We start from the raw sequence: 16,297 nt of genomic DNA on the forward strand, positions 1-16,297 counted from the left end.
GATGTCCGATTTCAGCGAGCAAACGCGCGAAGGCGCCCGTGGACGAGTTGTCCACGGGCGCCTCGCGTTCGCGCTATTCGGTTCGAACCGGGTCGATCAGCGCTGGGCGACCATCGTCGGCGTCACCGGCGCGGGCAGCGCCGTCTCGCCCTCGAGGAACTGGTCGACCGCGGCGGCCGCGGCGCGGCCCTCGGCGATGGCCCAGACGATCAGCGACTGACCGCGGCCCATGTCACCGGCGACGAAGACGCCGGGAATGTTGGTGGCCCAGTTCTTGTCGCGCTGGACGTTGCCGCGCTGGTCGTAGCCGATACCGAGATCGGTGAGCAGGCCCGGCTTCTCGGGTCCGACGAAGCCCATGGCCAGCAGCACCAGATCCGCCTCGAGGGTGAAGTCGGTGCCGTCGACCTTCTCGAAGCGGCCGTTGACCATCTTGACCTCGTGCGCCTCCAGGCCGGTCACCTTGCCGTCCTTGCCGACGAAACGCTCGGTGTTCACGGAGAACACCCGCTCGCCGCCCTCCTCGTGCGCCGAGGAGACCCGGTACATCAGCGGGTAGGTCGGCCACGGAGTGGACGCGGCGCGCTCCTCCGGCGGACGCGGCATGATCTCGAACTGGTGCACCGACGCCGCGCCCTGGCGGTGCGAGGTGCCGAGGCAGTCCGCGCCGGTGTCGCCGCCACCGATGATGACGACCTTCTTGCCCTTGGCGTGGATCGGCGGCAGACCATCGGCGTCGGTGACGTCGTCGCCGAGCTGCACCCGGTTGGCCCAGGGCAGGAACTCCATCGCCTGGTGGATGCCGTCCAGCTCACGACCCGGGATCGGCAGGTCGCGGGCCAGGGTGGCGCCACCGGCGAGCACGACCGCGTCGAACTGCTCGCGCAGCTGCTCGGCGGTGATGTCGACGCCCACGTTCACGCCGGTCTTGAAGATGGTGCCCTCGGCCTCCATCTGCGCCAGACGGCGGTCGATGAAGCGCTTCTCCATCTTGAATTCCGGGATGCCGTAGCGCAGCAGGCCGCCGATGCGGTCGGCGCGCTCGAACACGGTCACGGTGTGACCGGCGCGGGTCAGCTGCTGGGCGGCGGCCAGACCGGCCGGGCCGGAACCGACGACGGCGACCTTCTTGCCGGTGATGCGGGTCGGGTAGACCGGGGTCACCCAGCCCTCGTCGAAGGCGTTCTCGATGAGCTCGACCTCGACCTGCTTGATCGTCACCGGGTCCTGGTTGATGCCGAGGACGCAGGACGCCTCACACGGCGCCGGGCACAGCCGGCCGGTGAACTCCGGGAAGTTGTTGGTCGCGTGCAGGCGGTCGATGCCGTCGCGCCAGCGGTCCTTGTACACCAGGTCGTTCCACTCGGGAATCAGGTTCCCCAGCGGACAGCCGTTGTGACAGAACGGGATACCGCAGTCCATGCACCGGCTGGCCTGGGTCTGCAGAGTGTCGTGCGAGAACTTGTCCTCGTAGACCTCTTTCCAGTCCATCAGGCGCAGCGGAACCGGACGCCGCTTGGGCAGTTCCCGCGAGGTGTGCTTCAGAAATCCCTGTGGGTCAGCCACGTGCGGCCTCCATGATCGCCTCGTCCACGTCCTTGCCGCTCTTCTCAGCTTCGGAGATGGCGAGCAAAACCTTCTTGTATTCGCGCGGCATGACCTTGACGAAGTGGTTCACCTGCTGCGACCAATCGCTCAGGATGCGATCGGCGACAGCCGAACCCGTCTGGTCACGGTGCTCGGTGACGATCTCGTGCAGCCAGGTGAAGTCGTCACCGGCGAGCTGCTCGATCGCGTCGCTCTGTTCGGGGTTGACCCGCGCGGCGAACGTGCCGTCGGGGTCGTAGACGAACGCCACACCGCCGGACATACCGGCGCCGAAGTTGCGCCCGGTCTCGCCGAGGATGACCACCCGGCCGCCGGTCATGTACTCGCAGCCGTGGTCGCCCACGCCCTCGACCACCGCGGTGGCGCCCGAGTTGCGCACGGCGAACCGCTCGCCGACCACGCCGCTGATGAACGCCTTGCCGCTGGTCGCGCCGAACAGGATCACGTTGCCCGCGATGATGTTCTGGTCCGCGACGAAATCGGCGGGCGCGTTCTGCGACGGGCGCACGACGATGTGACCACCCGAAAGACCCTTGCCGACATAGTCGTTCGCGTCACCCTGCACGCGCAGCGTGATGCCCGCCGGAACGAAGGCGCCGAAGCTGTTGCCCGCGGAACCGGTGAACGTGATGTCGATGGTGTCGTCGGGCAGGCCGGTGCCGCCGTACAGCTTGGTCACCTCGTGGCCGAGCATGGTGCCGACCGTGCGGTTCACGTTCGTGATCTTGGTCTCGAACTTCACCGGCTTGCCGCGCTCCAGCGCGTCCCGGCTCTGCGTGATCAGCTGCTGGTCCAGCGCCTTGTCCAGGCCGTGGTCCTGCGACTTGGTGCAGCGGCGGTCCTGGTACATGAACGCCGTCTCGACGTCGTCCAGGATCGGCGAAAGGTCCAGCTTGCTGGCCTTCCAGTGCTGCTTGGCCTTGGAGGTGTCGAGCAGGTCGACCCGGCCGATGGCCTCGTCCAGCGTGCGGAAGCCCAGCGACGCCAGCAGCTCGCGGACCTCTTCGGCGATGAACAGGAAGAAGTTCTCGACGAATTCCGGCTTGCCGGTGAAGCGTTCGCGCAGCACGGGGTTCTGCGTCGCGACGCCGACGGGGCAGGTGTCGAGGTGGCAGACGCGCATCATGATGCAGCCCGAGACCACCAGCGGCGCGGTCGCGAAGCCGTACTCCTCCGCGCCGAGCAGCGCGGCGATCACGACGTCGCGGCCGGTCTTCATCTGACCGTCGACCTGCACCACGATGCGGTCGCGCAGACCGTTGAGCAGCAGCGTCTGCTGGGTCTCGGCGAGGCCGAGCTCCCAGGGACCGCCCGCGTGCTTGAGCGAGGTCAGCGGGGACGCGCCGGTGCCGCCGTCGTGGCCGGAGATCAGCACGACGTCCGCGTGCGCCTTCGACACACCCGCGGCGACGGTGCCGACGCCGGGCTCCGCGACGAGTTTCACGTGAATCCGCGCCTGCGGGTTCGCGTTCTTCAGGTCGTGGATCAGCTGCGCCAGGTCCTCGATCGAGTAGATGTCGTGGTGCGGCGGCGGCGAGATCAGGCCGACGCCCGGCGTCGAGTGCCGCACCTCGGCGACCCACGGGTACACCTTGTGCGCGGGCAGCTGGCCGCCCTCGCCCGGCTTGGCGCCCTGGGCCATCTTGATCTGGATGTCGGTGCAGTTGGTCAGGTAGTGCGCGGTCACGCCGAAGCGACCCGAGGCAACCTGCTTGATCGCCGAACGACGCCAGTCGCCGTTCTCCTCGACCTCGAAGCGGGCCGGGTGCTCGCCGCCCTCACCGGAGTTCGAGCGGCCACCGAGCCGGTTCATCGCGATCGCGAGGGTCTCGTGCGCCTCGGCCGAGATGGAGCCGTAGCTCATCGCGCCGGTGGAGAACCGCTTCACGATCTCCGAGGCGGGCTCGACCTCGTCGATCGAGATCGGCGCGCGCTCACCGGACTTGAACTTGAACAGGCCGCGCAGCGAGGCCAGCCGCTCGGACTGGTCGTCGACCAGCTTGGTGTACTCCTTGAAGATCGAGTACTGGCCCGAGCGGGTCGCGTGCTGCAGCTTGAAGACGGTGTCCGGGTTGAACAGGTGGTACTCGCCCTCGCGGCGCCACTGGTACTCGCCGCCCACCTCGAGCTCGCGGTGCGCGCGCTCGTTGCGGTTCTCCAGGAACGCGACCCGGTGCCGGGCCGCGACCTCGTCGGCGATCTCGTCCAGGCCGATGCCGCCCAGGTGCGAGCGCAGGCCGGTGAAGTACTCGTCCACCAGGTCCTGCGACAGACCGATCACCTGGAACAGCTGCGCGCCGTTGTACGAGGCGAGGGTGGAGATGCCCATCTTGGACATCACCTTCAGCACGCCCTTGCCCGCCGCCTTGTTGAAGTTGGCGACGGCCTTGCGGAAGTCGGTCTCCAGGCTGCCGGTGCCGAGGTCGAGCGCGCCGCGCTCCAGCATGTCCTCGATGGTCTCGAAGGCCATGTACGGGTTGATCGCGGCCGCGCCGAAGCCGACCAGCATGGCCATGTGGTGCACCTCGCGGGCGTCACCGGCCTCCACGATCAGGCCGACCTTGGTGCGGGTGCGCTCGCGCACCAGGTGGTGGTGCACCGAGGAGGTCAGCAGCAGCGACGGGATCGGCGCCAGCTTCTCGTTGGACTCGCGGTCGGAGAGCACGATGATCCGCGCCCCGCCGTCGATGGCCGCCGAGACCTGGGTGTTGATGGCCTCCAGCGCCTTGCGCAGGCCCTTGCCACCCTTCTTCACCGGGTACAGGCCGCGCACGACCACCGAGCGCAGCTCGGGACGCGAGCCGTCGTCGTTGATGTGCACGAGCTTGGCCAGCTCGTCGTTGTCCAGGATCGGCTGCTCGATGGCGATCTGCTTGCACGACTCGGGGCCGGGGTGCATCAGATCGGCCTCGGGGCCGATGTTGCGCTTGAGGCTGGTGACGACCTCTTCGCGGATCGCGTCCAGCGGCGGGTTGGTGACCTGCGCGAACAGCTGCGAGAAGTAGTCGAACAGCAGGCGGGGGCGCGAGGACAGCACCGCGATCGGGGTGTCGGTGCCCATCGAGCCGAGCGCCTCGAGGCCGGTCTTGGCCATCGGCGAGATCAGCAGGTTCAGCTCTTCGGTGGTGTATCCGAAGATCTGCTGACGGATCAGCACGCGGTCGTGCGACATGTGCACGTGCGGGCGGTCGGGCAGATCGGCGAGGCGGGTGACGCCCTCGTCCAGCCACTGCTGGTAGGGGTGCTCGGCGGCGAGCTCGGACTTGATCTCGTCGTCGGAGATGATCCGGCCCTTGGAGGTGTCGACCAGGAACATGCGGCCCGGCTGCAGGCGCGCCTTCTTGACGACCTTGGACTGGTCGATGTCGAGCACGCCGACCTCGGAGGCCATCACGACGAGGCCGTCCTCGGTGACCCAGATACGGCTCGGCCGCAGGCCGTTGCGGTCGAGCACGGCGCCGATCACGGTGCCGTCGGAGAAGCACACCGACGCCGGGCCGTCCCACGGCTCCATCAGCATCGAGTGGTACTCGTAGAACGCCCGCCGCTGCGGGTCCATGTTCTCGTTGCGTTCCCAGGCCTCGGGAATCATCATCAGCACGGCGTGGGGCAGGCTGCGGCCACCCAGGTGCAGCAGTTCCAGCACCTCGTCGAAGCGGGCCGTGTCGCTCGCCCCCGGGGTACAGACGGGGAAGATCTTCTCCAGGCGGTTCTTGCCCGCGGAGTCGATACCGAAGACGTCGCTGTTCAGCAGCGCCTCGCGGGCGCGCATCCAGTTCTCGTTACCGGTGACGGTGTTGATCTCACCGTTGTGCGCCACCCGGCGGAACGGGTGCGCGAGCGGCCACGAGGGGAAGGTGTTGGTGGAGAACCGGGAGTGCACGATGCCGAGGGCGGACTCCACCCGGTCGTCCTGCAGGTCCAGGTAGAAGGCGCGCAGCTGGGGCGTGGTGAACATGCCCTTGTAGACGAAGGTCTGGCCGGACAGGCTCGGGAAGTACACCGACTCCTTGCCGACGGCGCCCTCGCCAGCGCCCTGCGAGCCGAGCTCGTGCTCGACGCGCTTGCGGATGACGTAGGCGCGCCGCTCCAGGTCCATGCCGGACAGCTGCTCGGCGGCGCCCTTCGGCGAGGCGATGAAGATCTGGCGGAAGGTCGGCATGGCGTCGCGCGACAGCGCGCCGAGCGACGACTCGTCGATCGGCACCTCGCGCCAGCCGAGAACCTCGAGGCCCTCTTCCTTGACGATCTTTTCCACGCCGTAGGCGGCGCGCGCGGCTTCGCGGCGGGCCTGCGGGAGGAAGGCGATGCCGGACGCGTAGGCACCTTCGGCAGGCAGCTCGAAGTCCACGATCGCGCGGAAGAAACGGTCCGGGATCTGGATCAGGACGCCCGCGCCGTCGCCGGAGTTCGGCTCGGCGCCTGCGGCACCACGGTGCTCCAGATTCAAGAGGGCCGTAATAGCCTTGTCGACGATGTCGCGGCTGCGGCGGCCGTGCATGTCGACGACGAACGCGACACCGCAGGCGTCGTGTTCGTTCGCCGGGTCGTAGAGACCGATGGGTCCAGGTGACCTGTGGCCAGGAAGTTGCGTCATGCCTCTGCCTTCAAGAAAGTGGCCTTCGAAGAAAAACGGCCTTTCGTCGAACGCCTCCGTCAAGACTGCGCCCGTACGTTCCGGAATCCAGCCGCGCTGATGGTCTTCCGGCGTGCAGTCACGTCTCCAGTTGTCCACCCGCGATGGATACGTAGTGGGTGCTAGTCGGTAACGGAACGCTTACGTGTTCCTTACCTCCGCGCGGGTGTTCGCCCGCTACTCTGGGCACCTACTTGGTGAGCCCGAGCGGGCGATGGTGCCGAACTTTTCGTGTTCGGCGTAAGAGCAAACGATAAGTCAGGTCCGGGGCCCAACCAACTTAGGTAGCACTAATAACCTGGTCTAGCTGGGCTTCTTCATTTCGGTCCTCCACGTGTGCGCGTCGTCCAGTGTAAAGCAGCGGATGGACCTGGATCGATCCCCCGGCACTCGGTGCCGGGCGGCGGCGATGGGCCACCGAGAGAGCGTCCGACGCGGCTCTTCAGCCCCGGGAACAGGCGCTCACCTGCATCGAAGATGATTTCCCCGGGTCGCGGGACGGCAAACCCCTTGTGCCGCGGCTAACTCGTCAGCGACCTGGATGAGATATTTCCGACAGGGTTGTGACAAGCCTCGGACGCTATCCGACCGTCCGGGTTCTTTTGCCCCTTGTGGCTTTCAGCACATTTTCAGCAAACAAGATCAGTGGTTTTCGACACAGCGCACCCGCGCACCTCGACACGGCGCACCAGCGCACCTCGACACAGCGCTGATGCGGCGCGAATCACGCCAGTCGGCACAGCGGATCGGCGTTCTCGAAGCGCGCGAAAAACGCCGTGCGCCAACCGTTCCATGCAATCCGGCGCGGCGAGTTCGGCCCGGTGCTCGGCCAGCCGATCGACGATCGCCGCGTTCAGCCGATCGATGGCCGGGCGCACGCCGGTCGGGTCCGGCGGCGTGACCGGGGCGACGGAGGGATCGAACCGCCAGCGCGCGACCAGGCCGTACTGCACCGTCTTGCCGGCCTCGATCCGACCGAAAACACCCGGATCAAGGCGAAGCCATCGCCCTCGTGCCGGCTACACGGGACAGCTCGGCACCGAAAACGGCACGCCGGAAGCCGCTTCGCTGTGAGCCTCGACACATCGGCCCGGCCGTACTCGGTGTGTCGGGCTCTTGCCTGTCACGCTGGGACAACGAATCTGTGACAGTTTCGCCAAGCTGCCAAATGACTGGGACGTAGAGGATGTGAGATCCCCATGACCGTCACCGGCTTGTTCACCTGGCTCGGCGGAGGTCAGACCGGTGAACTCACCGAACGCCACGAACGCGCGAGCTACGCCGTCACCGGCGCGGCCGTCGCCCTGTTCGCCCTGGTAGCGGGGATCGTGACGACGTTGGCGCTGGCGGCGACCGACGGCTGGCCGCTGCTCGCCATCGTGCCGCTCGCGCTGATCGTCGCGCTCATCGCGGGCACCGTCGGCCGCGCGCTCGCCACCGCGCGCCCGGGACGGATGCCCGACCGGCTCGGGCTGACCGGACGCGTCACGGTGGCCGTCGTCGTCGGCGTGCTGCTCGCCGAACTCGCGGGCACGGCGCTGTTCGACGGCTCGGTGGACCGGGTGCTCGACGAAAAGTCGCACGCGGCCGTGGAATCCGCCCCCGCGGTGGCCGCCGCGCGCGCCGAACTGGACCGTGCGCGCGCCGACCGGACCGCGCTGGACCAGACCATCGCCGCCGCGCAGGCCGATATCGACCGCATGCTGGTGATCGCGCGGTGCGAGTTCAACCCGACGCCGGAGTGCCCGCAGACCCGGATCACCGGCGTCCCCGGCCGCGGCCCCGAATCGCAGACCGCCAACGAGATGCTCCAGGACGCCCGCGACCGGCACACCGGGGCCCGTGACCGCGCCGCGCAGCTGGATCAGCGCGTGGCCGAGGCCGAAACGGCAACGGCCACAGCCCGATCCGCCGCCTTCGCGGACGGCGATCGCGGCCTCGGCGCGCGCTGGGTCGCGATGAACGACCACACCGCGGCGTCGGGCGGCGCGCTGTTGCTGCGCTTCGCGACGCTGCTCGCCTTCGTGCTGCTCGCCCTGCTTCCACTGCTGCTGCGCTGGTGGCGCGGCGAGACATCGTTCGACCGGCACGCCGCCGCGCGGGCCGTGGTGGATCGCGCCGAGCGCGAGGCCGAGGCGGCCATCGCGATCAAGCGCGCCGAGGTGCGCGCGGAGGCCGAGAATCTGCGCGCCGAGCAGCAGCTCACCGCCGCTCGCCTCGCCGCGGAGGCCGACACCGCCATCGACAGGGAGCGCCAGCGCACCCGCGTCATCGCGGCCATCGGCGGGCTGGAGATCGGCATCACCGAACCGCGCGGCTTGGACAAGCCGACGCCACACGCATTGCCAGCCGCACCGGCTGCCGACCGAAAGGACAGCTCCGTGTCTCAGGACGGGATCGTGACACCGAACCTGCCCGCGACCGTCGGCGCGGGCGCGTTGGCGCCCACCGCGAACGCGGGCGCACTGACCCCGGCTCCGGCCCCCGCGGAGCCCAAAGGCGGCGGTCTGGAGTTGCCGATCATCGGCACGGTGCCGTTCACCGACACCGCGGCGCGCTGGATCCGCCCGCTGGTGCCCTCGTTCGTCGCCAACGCGATCGACACCGCGACCCACCCGCTGCGCACGGCGCGGCAGGCCTTCGAAGAGGTGGAGGAGATCACCTTCACGCTGCGCCGCACCAGGAAGGTGACGGTGGACTCGCAGGACTCGCACGGTGCGGCCCAGCAGGCGGTCGCCCCGCCGGTCGGCTATCAGCTGCCGCCCGGCTCGCCCGAGGCATGGCACGCGCATCGCGTCGCGTCGACCGTGGTGGACGCCCGGTACCCGTCGCCGCACGACCCGAGGTACTACTCCGCGCTGCCGCACGGATACGGGCCGCAGGGATACGGTCTGCCGCCCGTCGAGCACCGTGACGAGCTGGGCGCCCGTGAGCAGCGGGAGCTGCCGGGCCAATCCGGACAGCGCGAACTGCCGCCCGGTCGCTGACCGAATACGCGGTGATCGCCTGCGCGGCGGCGCCCCGTTCGTGCGGCGGCCCCGTCGTCGCGAGCCGCCGTTGGGCGACATCCAGCCGTGGTGACGTCCGCGAGTGGGTTCGCGCGCGGCGATCTACTCTGCACGCATGTCGGTGCGTGATGTGACGGCCAAGACGCCCGCGCCATGGGGCTCGCGACTGCTCGGGTCGCCCCAGGAGTCCTCTGGTGTGCGACGCATCCGTATCCAACTGCTGCTCACGGTGCCGCTGCTGCTCGCCAACTTCACCGGCATGGTCGTCTCGCTCGCGCTCGGCGGGTTCGTGCTGCCGGGCCCCTCCGTATTCACCCGCGACCTGCTGCTGCTCGACGTGCTCGCCGCGCCCGTGTACGCCGGGCTGGCGACGGTGTTCGGCGTCTGGTGGGGCACCACGCGCGGACTCGGCGCGCTGCGCTGGGCGATCGATCCCGACCACGTCCCCACCGAGGCGGAGCAGTCCACCGCGGCGGCGGTGCCGCGCAAGCTGGTGGTACAGCAGGCCGCGCTGTGGTTCGGCGGGCTCGTCGTGCTGACGACGCTGTACGGCCTGGCCGATCCGGAGCTGATCGCGAAGATCGCGTTCGCCGTCGGTTTCAGCGCGATCGTGGTGTGCGCCAACAGCTATCTGATCATCGAGTTCGCGCTTCGGCCGGTGACCACCCGGGTGCTGGAGGCCGCGCCCGCCCATCGCCGCCGCGGCATCGGCGTCTTCGGCCGTTCGCTGCTGGCCTGGATCCTCGGTTCCGGTGTGCCGGTGGGCGGCCTGATGGTGATCGCGGTGCTCGCGCTGGCCCGCTCCGATGTGAGCGTCGAGCGGCTCGCCGTCTGCGTGCTCGCCCTCGGCGGGGCCACGCTGGTATTCGGCCTGCTGCTGATGACCCAGACGCTGGCCGCCACGGTGGCGCCGATCGAGGGTGTGCGGCGGGCGATGCGTCAGGTGGAGAAGGGCGATCTGGACGTCTGGCTGGCGGTCTACGACGGCACCGAATTGGGCGAGCTGCAAAGCGGTTTCAACCACATGGTGCAAGGGCTGCGGGAGCGCGAACAGATCCGCGACCTGTTCGGCAGGCACGTCGGCCAGGACGTCGCGGACGCCGCGCTGGCGGCCGAGCCCGCACTCGGCGGGGTGGAGACCGACGCGGCGGCGCTGTTCATCGACATCATCGGCTCGACGACGATGACCGCGACCCGCCCGCCCACCGAGACCGTCGCGCTGCTGAACCGCTTCTTCGGCATCGTGGTGGACGAGGTCGAGCGCTGCGGCGGGCTGCTCAACAAGTTCGAGGGCGACGCGGCGCTCGCGGTCTTCGGAACGCCGAGCCCGCTGCCCGACGCGGCAGGCGCCGCACTGGCCTGCGCCCGCGCCATCCGCGCCCGCCTCGGCGAGATCCCCGAGCTGACCGCCGGTCTCGGCGTTGCGGCGGGACGCGTGGTCGCGGGCAACGTCGGCGCCCATCAGCGCTACGAGTTCACCGTCATCGGCGACGCGGTCAACGAGGCGGCGCGGCTCTGCGAACTCGCCAAACAGGATTCGGGCCTGCTGCTCGCCTCCGCGTCGACCGTCGCGGCAGCGGATTCCGCCGAGGCCGAGCACTGGGCGCTCGGCGAGTCGGTCACCTTGCGTGGCCGCGTCGCGCCGACCACCCTCGCGCGCCCCCGCTGAGCCCACTCGCCAGGCCGACCAAATGTCACCTCCAGTGGCCCGGGCGCCGTGGGGGGCACCTTCAGTCCCAGACCGACTTCACCCGGGCGCGGTTGGGGGTCACCTTTGGTGGCCTGGCCGCGCGGGTGCACGCGAGCGCGAAGGACTCGCACCCCGATCGGAGTGCGAGTCCTCGCCGGTTCACTACTGCGTCGCGCGCAGCCGGAACGCCACCCAGGCGGCGATCAGCAGCACCGCGGCGGTGCCCATCGCGGCCAGGTGGATGCCGGAGACGAAGGCCTCGTGCACCGAGACCAGGAACGTCTCGGCCGCGGCATCCGGCAGCTGGCGAGCGAATTCAGTGGCGGCGCCGAGGGATTCGCTCGCCACACCCGCCGATTCGCCAGGCGCCTGGGACAGGTCGAGGCCGCTGCGGAAGATCGCCATGACCACGCTGCCCAGCAGCGCGACACCGAGGGCGATGCCCGTCTCGTAGGCGGTCTCGGAGACCGCCGCGGCCGCGCCGGCCCGCTCCACCGGCGCGGAGCTGACCACCAGGTCCGACGAAACCGTCAGCGCGACACCGACACCCGCGCCGATGCCGAGGAAGCCGAGAACGAACGGCATCGTGCTCGTCGCGACGTCGGGGCTGAGCCAGAGGAACAGCACCGCGCCGAACGCCGCCGTCACCAGCGCGCCCGCCAGCACCGCACCGGCTCGCCAGCGCCGCACCAGCCAGGCCGCCGCCAGCGAGGCGACCACGCTGGCCGCCAGACCCGGCAGCAACAGCAGCCCGGCCTGCAGCGGGGACTTGTCGAGCACCAGCTGCAGATACTGCGAACCGAAGAACAGCACACCGGCCAGTGCGAACACCGCGAGCAGGTTCGTCACCACCGCGGTGCGAAAGCTGGGCAGCGCGAACAGCTTCAGGTCCAGCATCGGGTGCGCAAGCCTGCGCTGCCTGCGCACGAACAGCGCACCGGCGAGCACGCCGACCGCGCCGACGAGGGCGAGCGTGGTGCTCGGACCGTGCGCCGCAGCTTCCTTCACCGCGTACACGATCGGCACCAGGGCCAGCATGGACAACGCCGCGCTCGGCAGGTCGAACCGGCCGGGGTTCGGGTCGCGCGATTCCGGGACGAGCACCGGGCCGAGGGCGAGGAGCACCAGCATGACCGGCAGGTTCACCAGGAACACCGAACCCCACCAGTAGTGCTCGAGCAGCCAGCCGCCGATCAGCGGACCCGCCGCGGCGCCGCCGCCCGCCATCGCGCTCCACACCGCGATCGCGACGGTGCGCTGGCGCGGATCGAGGAACATCGCCCGGATGAGGCCGAGGGTTGCGGGCATCAGGGTCGCGCCCGCGACACCCTGCAGCACCCGCGCCGCGATGAGCATGGCGGGCGAGACCGCCCACGCGGCGACCACGGACGCGAGGCCGAAGCCGGCCGCGCCGATGAGCAGCAGCCTGCGCCGCCCGACGCGGTCGCCGAGGTTGCCCATCACGACGAGCAGACCGGCGAGCACGAAGGAGTACGCGTCGATGATCCACAGCAGCTGCGGCGTGGTCGGCGCGAGATCGGCGCTGATGGCGGGGACCGCCAGGTCCAGAACCGTGGCGTCGACCGCCAGCAGTAGCAGGGCGAGCGAGAGCACGGCGAGGCCCGCCCACTCGCGCGCGGTGGCGCGCGGCGGGGCGGTTCTTGTGGGCGACGCGGCAGTGGTGGCCGCGGTCGTGGTTCGGGCGTTCATGTGCTTTCTCGACTTTCGTCGTCGAAGGATGTTTACCGTCCAGACGGTATAGTACAAGACATTACCGTCCAGCCGGTATAGTCGTGACCCGTGACGGCAAACACCCGGGACCGCATCCTGGACGCACTCGAGACGTTGCTGCTGGACAAAGGCATGTCCCAGGTGACGCTGGAGAACGTGGCCGCCGCCGCGGGCGTCTCCAAGGGCGGGCTGCTCTATCACTTCAAGAGCAAGGACGCGTTGCTCGCCGGGCTGGTCCGCCGCCTCGGCGATCGCGCCACCCAGCAGGTCGCCGACGCGCGCGCCAAGGGCACCTCCGTCGCGGAGTGGTATCTCCAGACGCCGAACCCGGACCGCGCCGCCGACGCGGTGGAACTCGAGCTCTACCGCTCGATGCTCGCCACCATGCGCACCATCGACGCCAGCCCCGGCCCCGAGGTCGACGAGGTGCAGCGGGCGCTCACGGACCTGATGACCTCGTGGTCGGACGGGCTGGACGCCGAGATCGACGACCCGGTGCACGCCGACATCGTCCGACTTGTCGGCGACGGGGTGTATCTGCGCGCGCTGCTCGGGTTTCCGCCGATCGACCCGGAGCGGTACCGGCGCGTGCTGGATCGACTGCTGCGACGCTGACGCGCACCGGACAACGGCCCGGCTCCGCAGTGCCCCATCGTGCGGCGCTGCCTTCTCCGGTCCTGCCCGCGCACCGGATAGCGGGCCCCACTCGGTCGCGCGCATTAGACTCGGCCGCGTGTTACCAGCCGCTGACCCGGCCGGTGCCGTCGGGGCGGGGAGCGATCCGGTACCAGGGTCCCCTGGAACGACGGTGCCGATCCGGCCGCTGACCTTCCGCGAACTGCTCGACCTGCCGTTCGCCCTCATTCAGGCCAACATCGCCACGCTGGCCGGTACGGCGGCGGCCGGACTCGTCGCGGCCGAGGTCGTCGTCGTGGTGATCACGGGCAGCGTCTCGAACGCCACCGACGGGTCCGACGCAGGCACCGCGTGGGCGGCGATCCTGTCGACCGTCGTCTGCGCCTGGTTCCTGCGGCTGCTGCTGCGCGGCGTCACCGTACCCGTCGGCTTGGCGAGCATCGCGGGTGAGCGGATCGGGTGGCGGGCCGCGCTGGTCCGCGTGCGCGGCGTCGCGCCCGCGCTCTCGATCGCACAGGTGCTGTTCTCGCTGATCGGCGTCGCGGTGTTGGTCGGCGGCGGCATTCTGATCATCACCTTTCCTTTCGCGGTGATCTGGCTCGGCTACCTGCGCGCCAAGCGGTTCCTCGTCGCGCCGGTGCTTTTCGCCGAGCACGGCTCGCACGGCGACGCGGTGCGCCGCACGAAACTGCTTGTCGCGGGCTCGGAATGGCCGCTGACGGGCCTGTGGTTGAGCCAGCGCTGCCTGTTCACGCTGCTCGCCGTTCCGCTGCTGGCGATCCCGTGGTTCGTCTCGGACTTCTCCGGCACCCACCGCTGGCCGGTGATCGTGCTGCTCACCGCCGCGGCGCTGCTGCTGGTCGCGTTCGGCGAGATCGTGGAGGCGAGTACGCGCGTGGTCTCCTACATCGATCTGCGTTGCCGCCGCGAGGGACTGGACATCCGGATACCGTCCGGAACCGCGTACGGGCGCGAGGACGCGCGGTGACGCACTCCGAGACCCCACCACCCCCGCATCTCGGCCCCGCCGCCGACCATCGCGCCGCCGCCGAGGAAGCCGCCGGGCGCCGCGACTACGACCGCGCGCTGCGCGAACGCTTCCGCGCCGTCATACGTGGCATGGAACAGCACGGCGTGCTGGAGGTAAGGCGCTCCCGGACGGCCGACGAGACCGTCGACGACGTCTCGGCCGTGCTCCCGCTCGAGGTGACCACCGAACTCCAGCCCGCCGCACGCAGTTTCGACGAGGTCGTCTACGGTGGCCGCGCGGCCACCGAGGACGAGTACCGCAGGCTCGAATACGCCGACCGCTTCTCCGCCGCGGCCCCGCCGCCCGCCGCCGAACCCGTCGAGCGGGAGGTCGCGGAGGCCGCGCCGCGCACCCGAAGGAAACTTCCGCCGCTGCCGGACCTGCTCCGGAATCCCAAGTTCTGGGCGACGCTCGCCGTGGTGGCCGTGCTCGCGCTGCTGGTCTACGGCGCCATGCAATCCTGCGGCGCGCCCACCGCGCCGAAACCGCCGCCCGACATCCCGCCGCCGGAACCGCCGCCCTCCGACAACGACATCGACCGCCCGGACATCGGCGCGGGCGAGGACTCCATCTTCTCCCGGTTGCCCGCGCCACTGGCCTTCGGCGGCTTGCAGTTCCTGATCGCCCTCGCGCTGCTGGTGTGGTGGCGGGCTCGGCGGCGCGGCGCGCTGGTCGGTGAACCGCGCCCGGTGGAGGTCGCCGCCAACGAACTGCTCGCGGGCCAGGCCGCGCTGTACCGCAAGTCCCGCGACCACGAGTACGTCGCCGCCAAACTGCGCGCGGCCACGCTGCGCAGACTGCGGCCGCTGCTCGGGGTCGGCGCCGACGCGCCGCCCGAAACGCTCGTCGCCGCGATCGCGGCCCGCAGCGGCGCGGACCGGCAGTTGGTCGGGAACGCGTTCTTCGGACCGGTGCCGGACGCGGGCGCGCTGCACATCGTCGCCGCACAACTGGAATGGATCGAAACGGAGGTCGGATGACCACGGACATCACGAAGGGCGTCACCGCCGAGCAGGCCGGTGCGGCGTTCGGCGCGCTGCGTGCCGAGATCGGCAAGGCGGTCGTCGGGAACGACAACGCGGTGATGTACCTCGTGCTCGCGCTGCTGTGCCGCGGTCACGTGCTGCTCGAAGGCGTGCCGGGCGTGGCGAAGACGCTGCTCGTCCGCGCGCTGGCGACCGCGCTCGATCTGGACTACGCGCGGGTGCAGTTCACCCCCGATCTGATGCCGGGCGATGTCACGGGATCGCAGATCTACGATCCGCACTCGGCCGAGTTCACCTTCCGGCACGGTCCGGTGTTCACCAATCTGCTGCTCGCCGACGAGATCAACCGGACGCCGCCGAAGACCCAGTCGGCGCTGCTGGAATCGATGGAGGAGCGCCAGGTCTCGGTCGACGGCAAACCGCAGCCGCTGCCCGATCCGTTCGTCGTGGTCGCCACCCAGAACCCGATCGAGCAGGAGGGCACCTACCCGCTGCCGGAGGCGCAGCTGGACCGGTTCCTTTTCAAGGTCGACATCCAATTGCCCAGCCGGGACGACGAATTCCGCGTCCTGCAACGGCACGCGGCCGGTTTCGATCCGCGCGATCTCGCGGCCGCCGGATTGCGGCCGGTGGCCGGGCCCGCGCACATCACCGCGGCACGGGCCGCGATCGCCGATGTGACGATCAGCCCCGAGGTGCTGGCCTACACCGTCGACCTGTGCCGGGCCACCCGCACCGCGCCCGCCGTGCAGCACGGCGCCTCGACGCGCGGCGCGACCGCGCTGATGGCGGCCTCCCGGGCGTTCGCGTGGCTGAACGGGCGCGGATTCGTCACGCCCGACGACGTGAAATTCGTGGCCGTAGCGGTGTTGCGACACCGGCTGCACCTGCGGCCGGAGGCGGAGCTGGACGGCGTCACCACCGAGGGCGTCATGTCCGCGCTGCTCGGCTCGGTCCCGGTTCCGGTCTAGC

Annotated in this window: 10 protein-coding genes; 6 read left to right on the plus strand and 4 right to left on the minus strand. The window is 70.0% G+C overall.

Annotation, left to right across the window (positions count from 1 at the left end; genetic code table 11):
• Window positions 1-96: 96 nt before the first annotated feature.
• From FB390_RS05635 to FB390_RS05645, 3 genes are all read right to left on the minus strand, one after another.
• Entirely contained in the window at window positions 97-1,566 is a 1,470-nt protein-coding gene (locus FB390_RS05635) for a glutamate synthase subunit beta (protein WP_141807996.1), read from the minus strand.
• Window positions 1,559-6,205 carry a glutamate synthase large subunit gene (gene gltB, locus FB390_RS05640; RefSeq protein ID WP_141807997.1) on the minus strand — a complete coding sequence of 1,549 codons (4,647 nt, stop codon included), beginning with the start codon at window positions 6,203-6,205 and terminating at the stop codon, window positions 1,559-1,561. Before gltB ends, FB390_RS05635 begins: the two co-directional genes overlap by 8 nt.
• Before the next feature lie 668 nt (window positions 6,206-6,873).
• Window positions 6,874-7,197: a chorismate mutase family protein gene (locus FB390_RS05645; protein WP_141807998.1), complete on the minus strand. Its 324-nt coding sequence runs from the start codon at window positions 7,195-7,197 to the stop codon at window positions 6,874-6,876.
• 246 nt (window positions 7,198-7,443) lie between these two features.
• On the opposite strand from FB390_RS05645, the gene FB390_RS05650 reads away from it, so the two are divergent.
• Together FB390_RS05650 and FB390_RS05655 are read left to right on the plus strand one after the other, a co-directional pair.
• Window positions 7,444-9,231, plus strand: coding sequence for a DUF4407 domain-containing protein (locus FB390_RS05650; protein WP_141807999.1), 1,788 nt, complete (start codon window positions 7,444-7,446; stop codon window positions 9,229-9,231).
• Window positions 9,232-9,367: 136 nt separating this feature from the next.
• Window positions 9,368-10,921, plus strand: coding sequence for an adenylate/guanylate cyclase domain-containing protein (locus FB390_RS05655; RefSeq protein WP_141808000.1), 1,554 nt, complete (start codon window positions 9,368-9,370; stop codon window positions 10,919-10,921).
• 183 nt (window positions 10,922-11,104) lie between these two features.
• Here FB390_RS05655 and FB390_RS05660 read toward each other — a convergent pair whose 3' ends face one another.
• Complete coding sequence (locus FB390_RS05660; protein ID WP_141808001.1) at window positions 11,105-12,652, minus strand: MFS transporter; 1,548 nt, start codon at window positions 12,650-12,652, stop codon at window positions 11,105-11,107.
• Between the two features lie 90 nt (window positions 12,653-12,742).
• Here FB390_RS05660 and FB390_RS05665 point away from each other — a divergent pair, with 90 nt between their 5' ends.
• The 4 genes from FB390_RS05665 to FB390_RS05680 all read left to right on the plus strand — a co-directional run bounded on the left by FB390_RS05665 (window position 12,743) and on the right by FB390_RS05680 (window position 16,296).
• Window positions 12,743-13,288 carry a TetR/AcrR family transcriptional regulator gene (locus FB390_RS05665; RefSeq protein ID WP_141808002.1) on the plus strand — a complete coding sequence of 182 codons (546 nt, stop codon included), beginning with the start codon at window positions 12,743-12,745 and terminating at the stop codon, window positions 13,286-13,288.
• Window positions 13,289-13,481: 193 nt separating this feature from the next.
• The gene (locus FB390_RS05670) at window positions 13,482-14,297 is read left to right on the plus strand and encodes a hypothetical protein (protein ID WP_246123871.1); all 816 of its coding nucleotides are present in this window, start codon (window positions 13,482-13,484) and stop codon (window positions 14,295-14,297) included.
• Entirely contained in the window at window positions 14,294-15,319 is a 1,026-nt protein-coding gene (locus FB390_RS05675; RefSeq protein ID WP_141808003.1) for a DUF4129 domain-containing protein, read from the plus strand. Before FB390_RS05670 ends, FB390_RS05675 begins: the two co-directional genes overlap by 4 nt.
• A complete protein-coding gene (locus FB390_RS05680; protein ID WP_141808004.1) occupies window positions 15,316-16,296 on the plus strand; it encodes an AAA family ATPase in 981 nt (326 codons plus the stop codon). Before FB390_RS05675 ends, FB390_RS05680 begins: the two co-directional genes overlap by 4 nt.
• Window position 16,297: the final 1 nt, after the last annotated feature.

It is taken from the genome of Nocardia bhagyanarayanae, from assembly GCF_006716565.1.
Taxonomy (GTDB): domain Bacteria; phylum Actinomycetota; class Actinomycetes; order Mycobacteriales; family Mycobacteriaceae; genus Nocardia; species Nocardia bhagyanarayanae.